This is a genomic window from Ralstonia pickettii, from assembly GCF_016466415.2.
GTDB lineage: Bacteria > Pseudomonadota > Gammaproteobacteria > Burkholderiales > Burkholderiaceae > Ralstonia > Ralstonia pickettii.
In genome coordinates this window covers 2,146,318-2,162,496 of the sequence record NZ_CP066771.1, presented here as the reverse complement: position 1 = coordinate 2,162,496, position 16,179 = coordinate 2,146,318, and the positions used below count along the sequence as shown (strand labels likewise).

Below are 16,179 nucleotides of genomic sequence, written 5' to 3'. Positions count from 1 at the left end.
CGCATGCAGCGCGAGAGCCGCGCCGTGAAGCAACGCTCGGCGCCACTTTGCCTGCCGAGGCAGCCTGCGCAGGGCCTGGGCATGCGGTTGCCATGATTCGCCATATCCATGCTTGCGGGGTTGCGGTGAATTTTGCGTTGCAGCAGACTGCACCTGACAGATCACGTGATCGAAAAGATTCAACGGCTCCAGGAGAGGCACATGGTAGGGCAGACGGATGGCGCAGGCGGGTTGGAGCTTGCGACGCGCCTGGGCGACAAGCTGGGCAAGCGCGGTGCCGCCCAGGTCATTCTGGTCGACCGCAACCCCACACACATCTGGAAACCACTGCTGCATGAAGTCGCTGCCGGCAGCATGGATCCGAACACGCATCAGCTCGAATACGCTGCGCAGGCGCGCTGGCACGGCTTCGAATTCCAGCAGGGCGAACTGAAGGGCCTCGATCGCGTCACCAAATCCATCATCGTGTCCGGATGCGTTGATGCCGACGGCACCGAGGTGCTGCCGGAGCGTGCCATTTCGTACGACACGCTGGTGCTGTCCATCGGCAGCGTGACGCATTTCTTTGGTGTGCCGGGCACGGCCGAGCATGCCATCGCGCTCGACACCGCATGGCAGGCCGAGCGCTTTCGCCGCAAGCTCATCGCGGCATGCATGCGCGCGCAGAACGGTGTGGGCGATGCGCGTCCGCAGGTCGACATCGCCATTGTCGGTGCGGGAGCCACGGGCGTGGAGCTGTCGGCCGAACTGCGCAACACCGCCCACGTGCTGGCCGCTTATGGGCTGCACAAGCTGGACCCGCGCCACGACATTCGCATCCATCTGATCGAAGGCGGTCCGCGGATTCTGCCGGTGCTCAAGGAGCGCATTTCGGCGGCGACCACCGAGCTGCTGCACAAGCTCGACGTGGACGTCATCACCAGTGAACGTGTGACGGAAGTGACCGCCAGCGCCGTCAACACGGCCAGCGGCAAATCCATTCCGGCAGATCTGACCGTGTGGGCCGCGGGCATCCGTGCACCGTCCGTGCTGGGCGAGCTGGGGCTGCCGGTGAACAAGCTGGGGCAGGTGATCGTCTCGCGCACGCTGCAGGTGGAGGGTGACGATTCAATCTACGCCTTTGGCGATTGCGCGAGCTGCCCCTGGCCCGAGGCGTCGACCAGCGTGCCGCCGCGGGCGCAGGCGGCACATCAGCAGGCCACCTATCTGTTCGATGCGTTGCGCAAGCGCATGGAGGGCAAGCCAGTCCAGCCGTTCGCGTTCAAGGATCTCGGCTCGCTGGTGTCGCTTGGCCATTTCAGTGCGGTCGGCAGCCTGATGGGCGGGCTGATCGGCGGCTCGATGTTCATCGAAGGCCTGATGGCACGTCTGATGTACACGTCGCTGTACCGCATGCACGTGCTGGCGCTACACGGCTGGGTGCGTATGTCGGTCGACACGGTCATGCACTGGCTGCGCAGCAAGACGAATCCGCGCGTCAAGCTGCACTAGGCCCGTCCTCGTGGCCGAGCCGGATGTCTGGCTCGGCAACAATGCATTTGCTTCGGTAGACTAGCCGCTTCGTTCACCGTAACCGCCCGTGGGCGCGAGGAGAGTGCGATGCAGCTTGATGCAGAAGTGGAGAGTCTGGTACCCGGCCGCAGCTTTGACCGTCGCGGTTTCATGAAGACGGCGTTGGGCTCAGCCTTTGCGGCGGCGGTGCTGCCAGTGTCGGCGCAGACCGTCCATACCGATTTCAATGGGCTGACGGCCGGAGAGGTGACCGTGCCGGTGGGCGATTTCAAGATGCCGGCCTATCGTGCCCAGCCAGAAGGCAAGACGAAGCTGCCGGTGGTGATCGTCATCAGCGAGATCTTTGGCGTACACGAATACATTGCCGATATCTGCCGACGCTTTGCCAAGCTCGGTTATCTGGCGATCGCGCCTGAACTGTTTGTGCGCCAGGGCGATCCGCGTGCTTATGGGACGGTGCAGGAAACCGTTGCCAACGTGGTTTCAAAGGTGCCGGATTCCCAGGTGGCGGGCGATATCGACGCCACGATCGCATGGGCCACCGAGAACGGCGGCGACGCGGCGCGTATCGGCATGACCGGCTTCTGCTGGGGCGGGCGCCAAGTCTGGCTGGCTGCGGAGCGCAACCCCGGCATCAAGGCTGCAGTAGCGTGGTACGGGCCGCTGAAGGGCAATCCGAATCCGCTGCAACCGGTTTCGCCCGTCGACAAGGTGGACGAACTGAAAGCGCCCGTGCTGGGTCTCTACGGCGCGAAGGACACCGTGATCACGGAAGACGTGCGCGACACGATGAAGGTCGCGCTGGAAAAATCCACGAACCCCAAGGCGCATGCATCGCGCATCATCGTGTACCCAAATTCCGGCCACGCTTTTCACGCTGACTACCGCCCGAGCTATGTGAAGGCCGACGCGGAAGATGGCTGGAAGAAATGCCTCGCCTGGTTCAAGGATCACGGCGTGGTGTAGCAGCGCGACGCGCCCAACGCGAAAGGCTCTGGGGAGTCGCCCCGGGGCCTTTTCTTTTGCCTGCACTGGCAAAGGTTGGTAAAGCGGCATACAATCCGCCCTTCTTGCAACTCTGTTGCGTTTATTGGCTCCCGCTGCGTTACCTCCGTATGACCTTCGATACCACCCTGTTAGGCATTCTCGTGGCCACCGCGCTGTCCGGCATCGGCAGCATGGCGGGCGCTGCCGTGCTGTCGCTCACGGTGTTGTCGCGCATGGTCGATCGGATGGTCAGTTTTTCGGTGGGCGTGCTGCTGGCCACGTCGCTGCTGCATTCGTTGCCGGAGGCGTTCGAAGCCCATCGCGGCATCGAGCCCAATACGCATGCGTTGTTCGCCACGTTGCTCGCCGGGCTGCTGGGTTTTTTCCTGCTGGAAAAGATCTCATTGATCCGCCATTCACATCACCACGAGGGTGATGGGCACGGCCATCACCACGGCCATGACCGGCAGGAAGCCGGGCGCAGTGGCCTGATGATCCTCGTGGGCGATGGGCTGCATAATTTTTCGGACGGGATCGTGATTGCTGCCGCGTTCCTGGCGGACACCAGGGTCGGTATCGTCACCGCGCTGGCGATTGCCGCACACGAGATCCCACAGGAGATCGGGGATTTCATGGTGCTGCTCAACGCCGGATTCTCCAAGACGCGCGCCTTTGTCTACAACCTCATCTGCAGCCTCTGCGCGCTGGTAGGCGCGGTGCTCGGCTACTACCTGCTGGATCGACTGACGTCGTGGATTCCTTATGTGCTGGTGGTGGCGTCCAGCAGCTTCATTTACATCGCCGTGTGCGATCTGATGCCGCAGATGAAGCGCCGGCCGCGCTGGCAGGAATCGGCGGTGCAGGTCGCGCTGATTGCTGCGGGGATCGCGATGATCTTTCTGCTGACCGAAGGTTTGCACGGTCACGCACATTGAGGCGGCGCATCGGCTTCAAGAAAAAGCCCGGTCGATACCGGGCTTTTTGCTGCGCGCCGGATTCGCAGATTACGGATTCGGCCCCGTCGCCACCGGGCGCGACGGGTCGCTGCACCACTCGCTCCATGAGCCGGCATAGAGCGCGGCGCCCGTGAGACCAGCGATCTCCATGGCCAAGGCGTTGTGGCAGGCAGTCACGCCCGAGCCGCATTGCAGCGTCGCGTCTTGGGGCTTGGCGCCGGCCAGCACGGCCGTAAAGTCGGCGCGCAGTTGGTCTGCCGGCTTGAACGTGCCGTCGGCCTGCAGGTTGTCCCGGAAGAAACGGTTGCGCGCGCCAGGGATGTGGCCGCCAACGGGATCGAGCGTTTCGTTTTCACCGCGATAGCGGTCGGGGGCGCGGGCGTCGACGATGGGCTTGTCGGCGTGGCCGAGGTATTTCTGCACGATTTCTGCCGTCACCATCTGCATGAGCGAGGGCTTGCGCGTGATGTTGCCGGGCGTGGCGTTGAGCTGCGGTTCTTCCGGGATGACCTGGTCGACGGGAAAGTGCGCGGCTTCCCAGGCTTGGAGGCCGCCATCGAGTACCGCCACATCGGCGTGACCGACCCAGCGCAGCAGCCACCACAGGCGCGCCGCATACATGTTGCCCTGGCGGTCATACGCGACGACTTGCGTATCGTCGTTCACGCCCAGCGCCTGCAGGCGCGCGACCAGCGCCTCTGCGTCGGGCAGCGGGTGGCGGCCGTTGGTGCCGGTTTTGGGGCCCGACAGTTCGTTGTCGAGGTGCATGTAGAACGCACCGGGCACATGGCTGGCGTGATACGCATCGCGCCCCGCAGCGGGATTGGCGAGGTCGAAACTGCAATCGATGACGACCACCGCCTCAGGCGCGCTCTGTTGCAGCGCGGCCAGTTGCGGCGCGGTGATGAGGGTGGCGTAGTGAGCGCGTTCGCTCATGGCGGCAATCTCCAGGGTCGATCAAACTTCCGGGTGAATCTCGGCTTCCGGGCCGGACACGGCGGTCTGCGGCGTCGGATGCTCGGTGCCCGACTGGCGGGCGCGCATGACGGTGGTCACGATCCCGCTGCCGATGATGAGCGCCATGCCCGCCCACGACAGCGCGTTCAGGTGGTCATTCCACAGCAACATACCCCACCCGCTCGCAAAGACAATGCCGGTGTATTGCAGGTTGGCAGTCAGGAGCGTATTACCGCGCTTGTAGGCGCGCGTCATGGCGGTCTGGCCGAGCGTGGCGAGAAGCCCGACCGCCAGCAGCAGGCCGGCGCTATGCCACGTATGCGATTGCGCCCCGCCGATCAGCATCCACACGCCGCCGGCAATTGCGCTCACCAGGGAAAAGTAAAACACGATGCGTGCCTCGTTCTCGCCCAGGTCGCCCAGTTGGCGGACCTCTACATAGGCGAGGGCGGTGAACACGCCAGAGACCAGCCCGACCATGCCGCCGGCGAGCTGGGACGGCCCGCTTCCCACGCTCGGTTGCAGCAGGCACAGCACACCGACAAACGACATCAGGATCGCAGCCACCATCTTCTTTTCGGCGCCCGCGGCTTTGCCGGCCATTGCAGCACCCGCGCCGATGATCAGCGCAATCCACACCGGCGACATGTAGTTCAGCGTCATGGCTGTTGCCAGCGGTAGCAGGCTGATCGACGTGAACCACAGCAGCAGCGACGTTACGCCGAACACGCTGCGCTTGATGTGCGCCGTGAGATAGGGTGTGCGGATGCCCGCGCCTGTCTTGGCGAGGACGGCGCCCATCAGCGTCATGCCGATCACGCTGCGGTAGAAGACGATCTCACCCGTGCTGTAGTGCGCTGAGGCCAGCTTCACGCACACGCCCATCGCCGAGAAGGCGAACGCAGCAAGGATCATCCACAGCGATTGGCGGGAGGAACTGTCGGCCGTCTGGATGGCAGTCGGAGCAGCGGTTGCGTTGTCGGCAGGCATGGCAAGGGGGAGGACGAAAAAAAAACGGTGCGGCCCGCAGGCTGCACCGTTCCTATTGTGACGCGGAAGGCGGCGGATGCCTACCTTCAGCCGTCGCTTAGTAGTTCATCACGCGCCGATACCATTCGTGGAAGTGCTGCATGCCGTCCTCCATGGGCGACTGGTACGGGCCGACTTCGCTCGTGCCGCGCTTGAGCAGGGCCAGGCGCCCCGCATCCATGCGCTCGGCGATCTCGTCGTCTTCGATGCACGTTTCCATATAGGCGGCGCGTTCGGCTTCAACGAATTCGCGCTCGAACAGCACGATCTCTTCCGGGTAGTAGAACTCGACCACGTTGCGCGTCTTGGTCGGGCCGAGCGGATGCAGCGTCGAAACCACCAGCACGTTCGGATACCACTCGACCATCACGTTCGGGTAGTACGTGAGCCACACCGCGCCGTACTTCGGCATCTCGCCGTTATTGAAGCGCAGCACGGCGTCGTGCCACTTCTGGTAAGCCGGTGTGCCCGGTTTGCGCAAATTGGCGTGGATGCCGACGGTCTGTACGCTGTGCCACTCGCCGAATTCCCACTCCAGGTCGTCGCACGAGACGAACTGGCCGAGGCCGGGATGGAAGGGCACGACGTGGTAGTCCTCGAGGTACACCTCGATGAAGGTCTTCCAATTGTAGTTGCAGTCGTGCACCTCGACGTGGTCGAGCATGTAGCCGGAAAAATCGAGATCGCGCGCCACGCCCAGGCGGGCGAGGTCTTCGCGCACGTCACGCTTGCCTTCGAACAGCAGACCGTTCCAGTTCTGCAGCGGCGAGCGCGACAGGTGCGCGCATGGTTGCTTCTCGAAGTGTGGCGCGCCCAGCAGGTCGCCCTGCAGGTTGTACGTCCAGCGATGCAGCGGGCAAACGATGTTCTGAGCATTGCCGCGCCCATTGAGCATGATGGCCTGCCGATGCCGGCACACGTTGGAAAGCAGTTCGACGCCGTTCGGATTGCGCACCAGCACGCGGCCTTCGGCCTCGGCGGCAAGCGTGTGGTAGTCGCCAACTTCCGGAACCATCAGCTCATGGCCGACGTAACCGGGGCCATGTTTGAACAGACGTTCGATTTCAGTTTGATACAGCGCCTCGTCGAAGTAAGCAGAGACGGGCAGCTGGGTTTCAGACGGCACCAGGTTCAGTGCGGCGCTGAGATTGGACATTATCCCCACTCCCAATAACGGTGAAAGCAGTGAACAACCCAACCATCGAAAAGATCGATTTGGGAAAGGACGCCATCGGCAGGTGGCCTAGGGTCTGTTGAGGTAGGAAACGAGCGCTTGCTGGCCCCCGCTTGGGCCAACGACCATACGTTCAATGGGCCAACAGACCCAAACCATCGTGCGGAGCGGCGTACACCGGCCCGGCCTTTGGAGGAAAGGGGGGGATTGTACCCCAGGGAAATTGATAAGTCCCTGATTTTCGACCGCTTTCTGCCGCCAGTCGCTCGGCGGCCAGGCTGACGATGCCCTGCCTTGCCGTTGCAAACCGCTACCCCACGCGTTGCGGGATGTGCGCAGAACGCACGCGGAATTGCCGTAAAATGCCAGATTGTCCTTTTCTGATTCGCAATCGGCATGCCCCGTGCCTCAAACGACGCCCCCAGCGCGTCCGCCACACCCTCCGCTACGCCGGCTTCCTATGAAGCGGCCATGGCCGAACTCGAAACCCTAGTCGCCAGCATGGAATCCGGTGAATTGCCGCTGGAGGCCTCGCTTGCGGCGTATCGACGCGGGGCGGAACTGGTCAAGTACTGCCAGCAGGTGCTAGAGCGAGTGGAGCAACAGGTGCGCGTGCTTGACGGCGATGCCCTGAAGCCGTTGGGCGACGATAGCAACACGAACGAACAGGGCGACGCATGAGCGATTTCGCCCAATGGATGGCGTCTGTGGTCGCGCGGACGGAAGTTGCGCTCGAGCGCGCGCTGCCGGCCGAAACCGTCTCGCCACAACGTCTGCATGCCGCCATGCGCTACGCCACCTTGGGTGCGGGAAAGCGTGTGCGCCCATTGCTGGCGCACGCCGCCGGTGCGCTTGGCGACGCATCGCCTGTGGCGCTGGACGGCGTAAGCTGCGCGGTGGAGATGATCCACGCCTATTCGCTCGTCCACGACGACATGCCGTGCATGGATGACGATGACCTGCGTCGCGGCCGCCCAACCGTGCATCGCGCCTATGATGAAGCGACGGCGCTGCTGGTGGGTGATGCGTTGCAGACGCAGGCGTTCATCCTGCTGGCTGAGTTGGGCGCGGTCAGCCCACCAACGCGGGCGCAACTGGTGGGTGAATTGGCACGCGCGTCCGGTTCGCTGGGCATGGCGGGCGGTCAGGCGATCGATCTGCAAAGCGTCGGCGTTGCGCTGTCGCAGGATGCATTGGAAGCGATGCACCGCATGAAGACCGGTGCGTTGCTGCGAGCCAGTCTGCGCATGGGCGCGCTCTGTGCTGGCGTGAATGCCGCTGCCTTGGAGCATGTGGATACTTATGCAGGCGCTGTTGGACTCGCGTTCCAGGTGGTCGACGACATCCTCGACGTGACGGCCGATACTGCAACGCTGGGCAAGACCGCCGGCAAGGATCAGGCCAACGACAAGCCGACTTACGTGTCCATCCTCGGCTTGGACAAGGCCCGGGCGCTAGCCGATGAGCTGCACGCCGCAGCGGCTGCGGCGGTCGCACAGTTGGCCGGCGAGATCGGCTGTGAAGCGGGCGAAGCCCGTACCGTTCGATTGGCCCAGATGGCCGACCTGATCGTGCGGCGTGGCCACTGAACAACATTGCATGGACCTTAGAAGTCTTTGCCAAAACGCCTGAGCGGCGGTCCCACATGACGTACGAACTTCTGAACACCATCGACGATCCGGCCGACCTGCGCCGCCTGGACCGCCGTCAACTCGGGCCGCTGGCAGATGAGTTGCGCGCCTTCGTGCTCGATTCCGTCTCTCAAACGGGCGGCCATCTGTCGTCGAACCTGGGCACGGTCGAACTGACCATCGCACTGCACTACGTCTTCAACACGCCGGAAGACCGCATCGTGTGGGACGTCGGCCACCAGAGCTATCCGCACAAGATCCTGACGGGCCGCCGCGACCAGATGGGCTCGCTGCGCCAGCTGGACGGCATCTCCGGTTTCCCGCGCCGCAGCGAGAGCCCGTACGACACGTTCGGCACCGCGCACTCGTCCACGTCGATTTCGGCTGCGCTTGGCATGGCCTTGGGCGCCAAGACCAAGGGCGAAGACCGCGTCGCCATTGCGGTGATCGGCGACGGTGCGATGAGCGCCGGCATGGCCTTCGAGGCGATGAACAACGCGGGCGTCTATAAAGACCTGCCGCTGGTGGTCGTGCTCAACGACAACGACATGTCGATCTCGCCGCCGGTGGGGGCGCTGAATCGCTATCTGGCGCGGCTGATGAGCGGGCAGTTTTACGCGGCCACCAAGAAGGGCGTGGAAAAGCTGCTGTCGGTGGCGCCGCCGGTGCTCGAGTTTGCCAAGCGCTTCGAGGAACACACCAAGGGCATGTTCGTGCCGGCGACGATGTTCGAGGAGTTCGGCTTCAACTACATCGGTCCGATCGACGGGCACGATCTGGAATCGCTGGTACCGACGCTGCAGAACATCCGCCAGCGCGCACGTGAAGGTGGCGGCCCGCAGTTTCTGCACGTCGTCACCAAGAAGGGCCAGGGCTATAAGCTGGCCGAGGCTGATCCGATCCTCTATCACGGCCCGGGCAAGTTCAATCCGCAGGAGGGCATCAAGCCTTCGGGGCGTCCGGCCAAGGTCACGTACACGCAAGTGTTCGGCCAATGGCTGTGCGATATGGCGGCGGCGGACAAGCGCCTGGTGGGTATCACGCCGGCCATGCGCGAAGGCTCGGGGATGGTGGAGTTCGAACAGCGCTTTCCCGATCGCTATTACGACGTCGGCATCGCCGAGCAGCACGCCGTCACCTTTGCCGGCGGCCTGGCGTGCGAGGGGCTCAAGCCGGTCGTTGCGATTTATTCGACGTTCCTGCAGCGCGGCTACGACCAGTTGATCCACGACGTGGCGCTGCAGAACCTGCCGGTGGTATTTGCGCTGGACCGCGCAGGGCTGGTCGGTGCAGACGGCGCCACGCACGCCGGTGCCTACGACATTGCCTACCTGCGCTGCATCCCCAACATGATGGTGATGACGCCGGCCGACGAGAACGAATGCCGCCAACTCCTCAGCACAGCCTTCGCGCAAGATGGCCCGACAGCGGTCCGCTATCCGCGGGGTGCCGGCACGGGCGTGGCGGTGCAGCCGACGCTGGAGTCGCTGCCCGTGGGCAAGGCCGAAGTGCGCCGCGCGTCGACGGCTCCGGCCGGCCAGCGTGTGGCGATTCTGGCATTTGGTTCGATGGTGGCCCCGGCTTCGGCAGCGGCTGAGCGTTTGGACGCGACCCTGGTCAACATGCGCTTCGTCAAGCCTCTCGACGTGGCTTGCGTGCTGGAAATGGCCCGCACGCACGATTACGTGGTCACCGTAGAGGAAGGCTGCGTGATGGGCGGTGCAGGCAGCGCCTGTCTGGAAGCACTGGCTTGCGCAGGTGTCGCCACGCCAGTGCTGCAACTCGGCCTGCCCGACCGCTTTGTCGATCACGGTGATCACGCGGCGCTGCTGGCGCAATGCGGGCTGGACGCCAATGGCATCCTCGCTTCCATCCGCGAGCGTTTTGCCGTACAGCCGCGTGCTGCCGCCCCGCGCGTCGCCTGAGGCACTTTGGCCCCGCGCCATAGGCAGAATCAATCACCCGCATTGCAGCCGGGGGTTTGAGTAGTTGACTGCAAAGGTAGGAGATTTCTTTTACACTCCGCCAGTCCTATTTTTGAATTGTGTGCGCAGTCGCGGGATGGGCCGAGTCGATCACTTGAGGGGTGGTCAGCATCAGCCAGGTTCCGCGGTTTCACACTCGTTGCGTGCCGGCCGACTGCGATGGCCGGGCGACCGTAAAGGAAACCGATCATGAACGATATGAACCCGGCTTTCGCGATGCCGGACGTGCAGTCCAGCCACGATAACCGCCAGATTCCCATTCAGCGTGTTGGCGTGCGCGGTGTGCGTTACCCGATGTCGCTGCAAACGCCTTCGGGCGTGCTGAATACCGTCGGCACGTACAACCTCGACGTGCATCTGCCGGCCGACCAGAAGGGCACGCACATGTCGCGCTTCGTCGCGCTGCTTGAAGAAGAGCGCGAGCCCCTGAATCTGGCGCAATTCCAGTTGCTGCTGGAAAAGATGCTGGAGAAGCTCGAAGCCGACGCCGGCCGCATCGAAGTCCACTTCCCGTATTTCGTCAGCAAGACGGCCCCGGTGTCGGGCGTGCAGTCGCTGATGGACTATGAAGTGACGATGATTGGCGAAGTGCGCGACGGCCATACCAAGGTTCGCGTCAAGGCGCTGGTGCCGGTGACGAGCCTGTGCCCGTGCTCGAAGAAGATCTCGCAGTACGGCGCCCACAATCAGCGCTCGCACATCACGATCGATGCCGAGCTGGCCGCCGATACGCCGGTGGAATCGCTGATCCGCATGGCCGAAGAAGAAGCGTCGTGCGAACTGTGGGGCCTGCTTAAGCGTCCGGACGAGAAGTTCGTGACCGAGCGTGCGTACGAAAATCCGAAGTTCGTGGAAGACCTGGTGCGCGATATCGCCATGCGCCTGAACCAGGACGACCGCATCGTCGCCTACACGCTGGAAGCGGAAAACTTCGAGTCGATTCACAACCACAGCGCCTATGCGCTGATCGAGCGCGACAAACGCACCGACAACTAATCGACGCGCCGCCCCAAGAGAAAGCCGCTCAACCGAGCGGCTTTTTTCATGCCTCGTGAATGCGGATGTCTTCGAGGTCCCAGCGCGGCGTCACGCCGTAGCCGTAGCCGTCCTGCACCTGGGCGGGGTCTGCCTGCAACCGCATGGCGCCGGCAAAGGCGATCATCGCGCCGTTGTCGGTGCAGAACTGCAGGTCGGGGTAATAAACGCGCAGGCCGCGCTTGTTGCCCTCGGCGTTCAGCCCCTCGCGCAATTGGCGATTGGCGCCCACGCCGCCGGCCACGACGATGCGCTTGAGGCCATGCTCGCGCGCGGCGCGCAGCGTCTTCTTGACGAGCACTTCGACGATGGCGTCGACAAACGCCCGGGCAAGGTCCGCGCGCGGCTGGTGGCAGGTTTCGCTATCGGTCAGGTTGAGCTTGCGCACCTGGGTGAGCACCGCGGTCTTGAGGCCCGCGAACGAGAAATCGAAATTGCCCGAATGCAGCATCGGTCGGGGCAGGTCAAACACGCCCGGGTTGCCGAACTCGGCCAGGCGCGAAACGGCGGGGCCGCCCGGATAGCCGAGGCCGAGCAGCTTGGCGGTCTTGTCGAAGGCTTCGCCGGCGGCATCGTCGAGCGTCTCGCCAAGCAGCGTGTACTGGCCGACGGCATCGACGCGCATCAACTGCGTATGCCCGCCCGAGACGAGCAGCGCCAGGAACGGAAACTCCGGCCGGTCGGCCTCCAGCAACGGCGAGAGCAGATGCCCCTCCAGGTGATGCACGCCGACCAGCGGTTTGCCCAGTGCAAATGCCAGCGCGTTCGCCACCGAAGCGCCCACCAGCAGTGCGCCTGCCAGCCCGGGGCCCTTCGTATAGGCAATGGCGTCGATGTCCGCGCGTGTGGCGCCCGCCTTGCCGAGCACCTCTTCGAGCAGCGGAATCACGCGGCGGATGTGATCGCGCGAGGCCAGCTCAGGCACCACACCGCCGTACTCGCGGTGCATGGCGATCTGCGAATACAGCGCATGCGCGCGCAGGCCAGCCGCCGTGTCGTACAGGGCGACGCCGGTTTCGTCACAGGAGGATTCGATGCCGAGGACCAGCATGGCAAGCGGGTGTGAGTAGTTGCAATGGGAAGGCCGCCGAAGATAGCACAAGTTAAAATGCGCGGTTTCTTCAAGAATAGGGCGGCGCAGCGATCATGATGCGGTGCGATGTAGCGGTGATCGGCGCAGGCGCGGCCGGGATGATGTGCGCGGCCGTGGCCGGGCAGCGGGGCGCGCGCGTGGTGCTGATCGATCACGCAACAAAGCTGGCGGAGAAGATTCGCATTTCTGGCGGTGGCCGCTGCAACTTCACGAACATCAACGCGGGTCCGGCCAACTACCTGTCGAACAACCCGCACTTCAGCCGCTCGGCGCTGGCGCGGTACACGGCGCAGGACTTCGTCAGCCTCGTCTCCAGCTACCGCATTCCGTATCACGAGAAGCACAAGGGCCAGCTCTTCTGCGACGACAGTGCGGAAGACATCATCCGCATGCTCGAAACGGAATGCGAGCGGGGCAACGTCATCTGGCGCACCGGCTGCGCGATCGCTGAAGTCGGCAAGGACGGCGAGGCCTATCGCCTGTCGACCAGTGCGGGCGAGATCGTCGCCAACAAGGTGGTGATCGCCACGGGCGGCCTGTCCATCCCCAAGATCGGCGCGACCGATTTCGGGTATCGCATTGCGCGCCAATTCGGTTTGAAGATCGTTGAGACGCACCCGGCATTGGTGCCGCTCACCTTCAACGCCGAGCATTGGGCGCCGTTCTCGGCGTTGTCGGGCGTGTCGATGGAAGTGGACGTGACCGTTGCGCAGCCTCCGGCCAAGGGCGGCCGCAAGGGCAGCGCTACGACGTTCCGAGAAGACTTGCTGCTCACCCATCGCGGGCTGTCGGGTCCGGCGGTGCTGCAGATCTCCAGTTTTTGGCATGCCGGCCAGCCGCTTCTTGTCGATCTGCTGCCGGACACCGACGCCGGGCAGTGGCTGTGCGATGAGAAAACCGGCTCACGCAAGCAACTCGGTACGGTCCTGGCGCAGCGCCTGCCGGAACGCGTCGCGCAGGCATGGTGCGCCACGCACGGCGCCCACCCGCAGGCCCCGATTGCCGAGTTGCCCGACAAGGTGCTTCGCAACCTTGGCGCGGCGCTGAACCGATGGGAACTGACTCCGTCCGGCAGTGAAGGGTACCGGAAGGCCGAAGTGACGCGCGGCGGGGTCGATACGCGCGCGCTGTCCTCCGCCACGATGGAGGCCCAATCGGCGCCCGGCCTGTACTTTATCGGCGAGGTGGTCGACGTGACGGGCTGGCTTGGCGGCTACAACTTCCAATGGGCGTGGGCTTCGGCCGTCGCGGCGGGCGAGGCTGCCTCGGCCCGCTGATCCCCCACGGATCGGTCCTGGAACTGTCCGGGTTCTGTGCTACGATCAGTGATCCATTTTTCAAGTTTGCAACCCGCTGGGCCCACCGTCCAAGCGGGTTTTGCCGTTTATCGGAGTTCGGAATGTCGCAGTTGTCCCTCAAGGCCCAGATCACGGAAGACATGAAGGCGGCCATGCGCGCCAAGGAAACGGATCGCCTGGGCACGATCCGCCTGTTGCAGGCTGCCATCAAGCAGCGCGAGGTGGACGAGCGCATTGAACTGGATGACGCTGCCGTGCTGGCCGTGATCGACAAGATGCTCAAGCAGCGCAAGGATTCCATCACCGCATTCGAGCAAGCCGGCCGTGACGATCTCGTCGCCAAGGAAGCGGCAGAAGTCGCTGTGCTGCAGGTCTATATGCCCGCACAGCTGTCGGAAGCCGAAGTCGACGCTGCGGTGCGTGACGCCGTGGCCAAGGTCGGTGCCTCGGGCCCGCAGGACATGGGCAAAGTGATGGGCGTCCTCAAGCCGGCCCTGGCTGGCCGTACCGACATGACGCAAGTCTCGGCACGCGTGAAGGCCGCCCTGACCGGCGCCTGAATCCCCTCCACCCTCGCAGCATCCAAGGGGCGCACTCCGCGTGATCCCGCAGCCGTTCATTGACGACCTGCTCAACCGCGTCGATATCGTCGACGTGGTAGGCCGTTACGTGCAATTGAAGAAGGGCGGCGCCAACTTCATGGGGCTGTGCCCGTTCCATAACGAGAAATCGCCGTCTTTCTCGGTATCGCCCACCAAACAGTTCTATCACTGCTTCGGCTGCGGCGCGCATGGCTCGGCGATTGGCTTCCTGATGGAGTTTTCCGGGCAGTCGTACGTCGAGGCCATCAAGGATCTTGCACAGTCCGTCGGCATGGTCGTGCCCGAAGAGCGCGGGGGATTGCCGCCTGCGGCGCGGGCCGAGCAGCAAGCCAAGACCGTTGCTCTCGGTGACGTCATGGCCCGCGCGTGCGATCACTTCCGCAAGCAATTGCGCAGCGCCCCCAACGCCATCCAATACCTCAAAGGCCGCGGCCTGACCGGCGAGATCGCCGCACACTTTGGCCTCGGCTATGCGCCGGACGATTGGCAATCGCTCGAAGCCGTGTTCGGCCCATACCGCGAAGACGCCACCGCCGCACCGCTCATCGAAGCCGGTCTCGTCATCGAAAGCGAGAAGACCGGCGCCGATGGTTCGCACCGTCGCTACGACCGGTTTCGCGATCGCATCATGTTCCCCATCCGCAATACCAAGGGCGTGGTGATCGGGTTCGGCGGCCGGGTGCTGGGGCAGGGCGAGCCGAAATATCTCAACTCTCCCGAAACGCCGCTGTTCAGCAAGGGCACCGAGCTGTACGGGCTGTTCGAGGCACGCAACGCCATCCGCGAGTTCGCCTATGTGCTGGTCGTGGAAGGCTATATGGACGTCGTCGCGCTGGCGCAGCTGGGGTTTGCCAATGCGGTGGCTACGCTGGGCACGGCGTGCACGCCGACTCACGTGCAGAAGCTGCTGCGGCAGGTCGACACCGTCATCTTCTCGTTTGATGGAGATAGCGCCGGGCGCCGCGCCGCACGTCGTGCGCTCGAAGCCTGCCTGCCGCACGCCACCGACAACAAGACCATCAAGTTCCTCTTCCTGCCCGCGGAGCACGATCCGGACAGCTTCGTGCGCGAAGAGGGCACCGAGGCCTTCGCCCGTGAAGTCCACAACGCGATGCCGCTGTCACGCTTCCTGCTGCAGGCTGTGACAGAAGACCTCGACCTGCGCCAGCCCGAGGGGCGTGCCCGCGCCCAATATGAAGCCAAGCCGCTGCTGAGTGCCATGCCCGCTGGCGGACTGCGCCTGCAGATCGTGCGCGGTCTGGCAGAAATGACCGGCACCACGCCCGCCGATATCGAAGCGCTATGCGGTCTTCGCAGCGACCCGGCACAAGCAGGGCGCATGACACAGAAACGGCCCCGGGTGGCGCGCACCGCACCCACGGCGCTTGAGCAGAAGGTGCTGCGCCTGCTGATGCGCTATCCCGCGCTGGCGGCCCGGCTCGACGCCGATGCCCGCGCCCAGTTGACTGCGCCTCAATTGCCCCAAGGTGAGGTATTGGCGGGGCTGCTCGCCGAATGCGATGCTGCGGGTCCGGCAGTGCACTTCGGCGCCTTCATCGAGCGTCTCGGTCAGACGCCCTACGCCGAAGCGTTTGCCGGACTGCGTACGGCTGTGCTGCAAGACGATATCGAGCTGGAGCCGGCCATTTCCGAATTTGATGCCGCCGTACAAAAGATGCTCGCGGAGCCGCTGAAGCGCGAGCTGGAGATGTTGCAACGCAAGATGGAAGCCGGTCATGCCGGCGACGAAGACAAGGAGCGCATGCGCTGGCTGGTGGGCGAAATCAGCCGCCGGCGGCAGCTTGTGTAGTGCATGCGCCGCAGAGGCAAGCCCCAAGCGGGGCGGGCAATTGCGGGTAGCCCCTTGATTTTTCAGGCGAAAACCCGATTTTCGTTTAGACCGGCTTGGTCTGGCGTGCT

General features: G+C 64.1%; 14 protein-coding genes. 10 read left to right on the top strand and 4 right to left on the bottom strand.

Features of this window, described 5'->3' with window-relative positions:
• Positions 1-201: 201 nt before the first annotated feature.
• The 3 genes from RP6297_RS10195 (at position 202) to RP6297_RS10185 (ending at position 3,434) form a co-directional block, all read left to right on the top strand.
• Positions 202-1,491 carry an NAD(P)/FAD-dependent oxidoreductase gene (locus RP6297_RS10195; protein ID WP_199517399.1) on the top strand — a complete coding sequence of 430 codons (1,290 nt, stop codon included), beginning with the start codon at positions 202-204 and terminating at the stop codon, positions 1,489-1,491.
• A 108-nt stretch (positions 1,492-1,599) separates the two neighbouring features.
• Entirely contained in the window at positions 1,600-2,478 is an 879-nt protein-coding gene (locus tag RP6297_RS10190) for a dienelactone hydrolase family protein (protein ID WP_037028388.1), read from the top strand.
• A 149-nt stretch (positions 2,479-2,627) separates the two neighbouring features.
• The gene (locus tag RP6297_RS10185) at positions 2,628-3,434 is read left to right on the top strand and encodes a ZIP family metal transporter (protein ID WP_037028389.1); all 807 of its coding nucleotides are present in this window, start codon (positions 2,628-2,630) and stop codon (positions 3,432-3,434) included.
• 69 nt (positions 3,435-3,503) lie between these two features.
• Here RP6297_RS10185 and RP6297_RS10180 read toward each other — a convergent pair whose 3' ends face one another.
• The 3 genes from RP6297_RS10180 to RP6297_RS10170 form a co-directional block, all read right to left on the bottom strand.
• On the bottom strand, positions 3,504-4,391 hold the full coding sequence (locus RP6297_RS10180) for a sulfurtransferase (RefSeq protein ID WP_037028390.1): 888 nt from the start codon (positions 4,389-4,391) through the stop codon (positions 3,504-3,506).
• A 21-nt stretch (positions 4,392-4,412) separates the two neighbouring features.
• On the bottom strand, positions 4,413-5,402 hold the full coding sequence (locus tag RP6297_RS10175; RefSeq protein WP_037028391.1) for a DMT family transporter: 990 nt from the start codon (positions 5,400-5,402) through the stop codon (positions 4,413-4,415).
• A 97-nt stretch (positions 5,403-5,499) separates the two neighbouring features.
• Positions 5,500-6,597: an aromatic ring-hydroxylating oxygenase subunit alpha gene (locus tag RP6297_RS10170; protein ID WP_037028393.1), complete on the bottom strand. Its 1,098-nt coding sequence runs from the start codon at positions 6,595-6,597 to the stop codon at positions 5,500-5,502.
• 414 nt (positions 6,598-7,011) lie between these two features.
• On the opposite strand from RP6297_RS10170, the gene RP6297_RS10165 reads away from it, so the two are divergent.
• The 4 genes from RP6297_RS10165 (at position 7,012) to folE2 (ending at position 11,227) form a co-directional block, all read left to right on the top strand.
• Positions 7,012-7,296, top strand: coding sequence for an exodeoxyribonuclease VII small subunit (locus RP6297_RS10165; RefSeq protein ID WP_004631077.1), 285 nt, complete (start codon positions 7,012-7,014; stop codon positions 7,294-7,296).
• On the top strand, positions 7,293-8,204 hold the full coding sequence (locus tag RP6297_RS10160; protein ID WP_037028394.1) for a polyprenyl synthetase family protein: 912 nt from the start codon (positions 7,293-7,295) through the stop codon (positions 8,202-8,204). The genes RP6297_RS10165 and RP6297_RS10160 overlap by 4 nt, the downstream gene beginning before the upstream one ends.
• Before the next feature lie 56 nt (positions 8,205-8,260).
• Positions 8,261-10,171 carry a 1-deoxy-D-xylulose-5-phosphate synthase gene (dxs, locus tag RP6297_RS10155; RefSeq protein ID WP_037028396.1) on the top strand — a complete coding sequence of 637 codons (1,911 nt, stop codon included), beginning with the start codon at positions 8,261-8,263 and terminating at the stop codon, positions 10,169-10,171.
• A gap of 249 nt (positions 10,172-10,420) precedes the next feature.
• Positions 10,421-11,227 carry a GTP cyclohydrolase FolE2 gene (gene folE2 / locus RP6297_RS10150; RefSeq protein WP_037028398.1) on the top strand — a complete coding sequence of 269 codons (807 nt, stop codon included), beginning with the start codon at positions 10,421-10,423 and terminating at the stop codon, positions 11,225-11,227.
• Between the two features lie 46 nt (positions 11,228-11,273).
• Here the strand turns inward: folE2 and tsaD are convergent, their stop codons facing one another.
• Positions 11,274-12,317: a tRNA (adenosine(37)-N6)-threonylcarbamoyltransferase complex transferase subunit TsaD gene (gene tsaD, locus RP6297_RS10145; RefSeq protein WP_037028400.1), complete on the bottom strand. Its 1,044-nt coding sequence runs from the start codon at positions 12,315-12,317 to the stop codon at positions 11,274-11,276.
• 95 nt (positions 12,318-12,412) lie between these two features.
• Here tsaD and RP6297_RS10140 point away from each other — a divergent pair, with 95 nt between their 5' ends.
• The 3 genes from RP6297_RS10140 to dnaG all read left to right on the top strand — a co-directional run bounded on the left by RP6297_RS10140 (position 12,413) and on the right by dnaG (position 16,069).
• Positions 12,413-13,636: a BaiN/RdsA family NAD(P)/FAD-dependent oxidoreductase gene (locus tag RP6297_RS10140; RefSeq protein WP_037028402.1), complete on the top strand. Its 1,224-nt coding sequence runs from the start codon at positions 12,413-12,415 to the stop codon at positions 13,634-13,636.
• A 131-nt stretch (positions 13,637-13,767) separates the two neighbouring features.
• A complete protein-coding gene (locus tag RP6297_RS10135) occupies positions 13,768-14,217 on the top strand; it encodes a GatB/YqeY domain-containing protein (RefSeq protein WP_037028821.1) in 450 nt (149 codons plus the stop codon).
• Positions 14,218-14,257: 40 nt separating this feature from the next.
• A complete protein-coding gene (gene dnaG / locus RP6297_RS10130) occupies positions 14,258-16,069 on the top strand; it encodes a DNA primase (protein WP_037028403.1) in 1,812 nt (603 codons plus the stop codon).
• Positions 16,070-16,179 lie beyond the last annotated feature (110 nt).

Bases quoted from the DNA above. Each gene is read 5' to 3' on its own strand.
- RP6297_RS10195 (WP_199517399.1), top strand. From the start codon at position 202: ATGGTAGGGCAGACGGATGGCGCAGGCGGGTTGGAGCTTGCGACGCGC.
- RP6297_RS10190 (WP_037028388.1), top strand. From the start codon at position 1,600: ATGCAGCTTGATGCAGAAGTGGAGAGTCTGGTACCCGGCCGCAGCTTT.
- RP6297_RS10185 (WP_037028389.1), top strand. From the start codon at position 2,628: ATGACCTTCGATACCACCCTGTTAGGCATTCTCGTGGCCACCGCGCTG.
- RP6297_RS10180 (WP_037028390.1), bottom strand. From the start codon at position 4,391: ATGAGCGAACGCGCTCACTACGCCACCCTCATCACCGCGCCGCAACTG.
- RP6297_RS10175 (WP_037028391.1), bottom strand. From the start codon at position 5,402: ATGCCTGCCGACAACGCAACCGCTGCTCCGACTGCCATCCAGACGGCC.
- RP6297_RS10170 (WP_037028393.1), bottom strand. From the start codon at position 6,597: ATGTCCAATCTCAGCGCCGCACTGAACCTGGTGCCGTCTGAAACCCAG.
- RP6297_RS10165 (WP_004631077.1), top strand. From the start codon at position 7,012: ATGCCCCGTGCCTCAAACGACGCCCCCAGCGCGTCCGCCACACCCTCC.
- RP6297_RS10160 (WP_037028394.1), top strand. From the start codon at position 7,293: ATGAGCGATTTCGCCCAATGGATGGCGTCTGTGGTCGCGCGGACGGAA.
- dxs (WP_037028396.1), top strand. From the start codon at position 8,261: ATGACGTACGAACTTCTGAACACCATCGACGATCCGGCCGACCTGCGC.
- folE2 (WP_037028398.1), top strand. From the start codon at position 10,421: ATGAACGATATGAACCCGGCTTTCGCGATGCCGGACGTGCAGTCCAGC.
- tsaD (WP_037028400.1), bottom strand. From the start codon at position 12,317: ATGCTGGTCCTCGGCATCGAATCCTCCTGTGACGAAACCGGCGTCGCC.
- RP6297_RS10140 (WP_037028402.1), top strand. From the start codon at position 12,413: ATGATGCGGTGCGATGTAGCGGTGATCGGCGCAGGCGCGGCCGGGATG.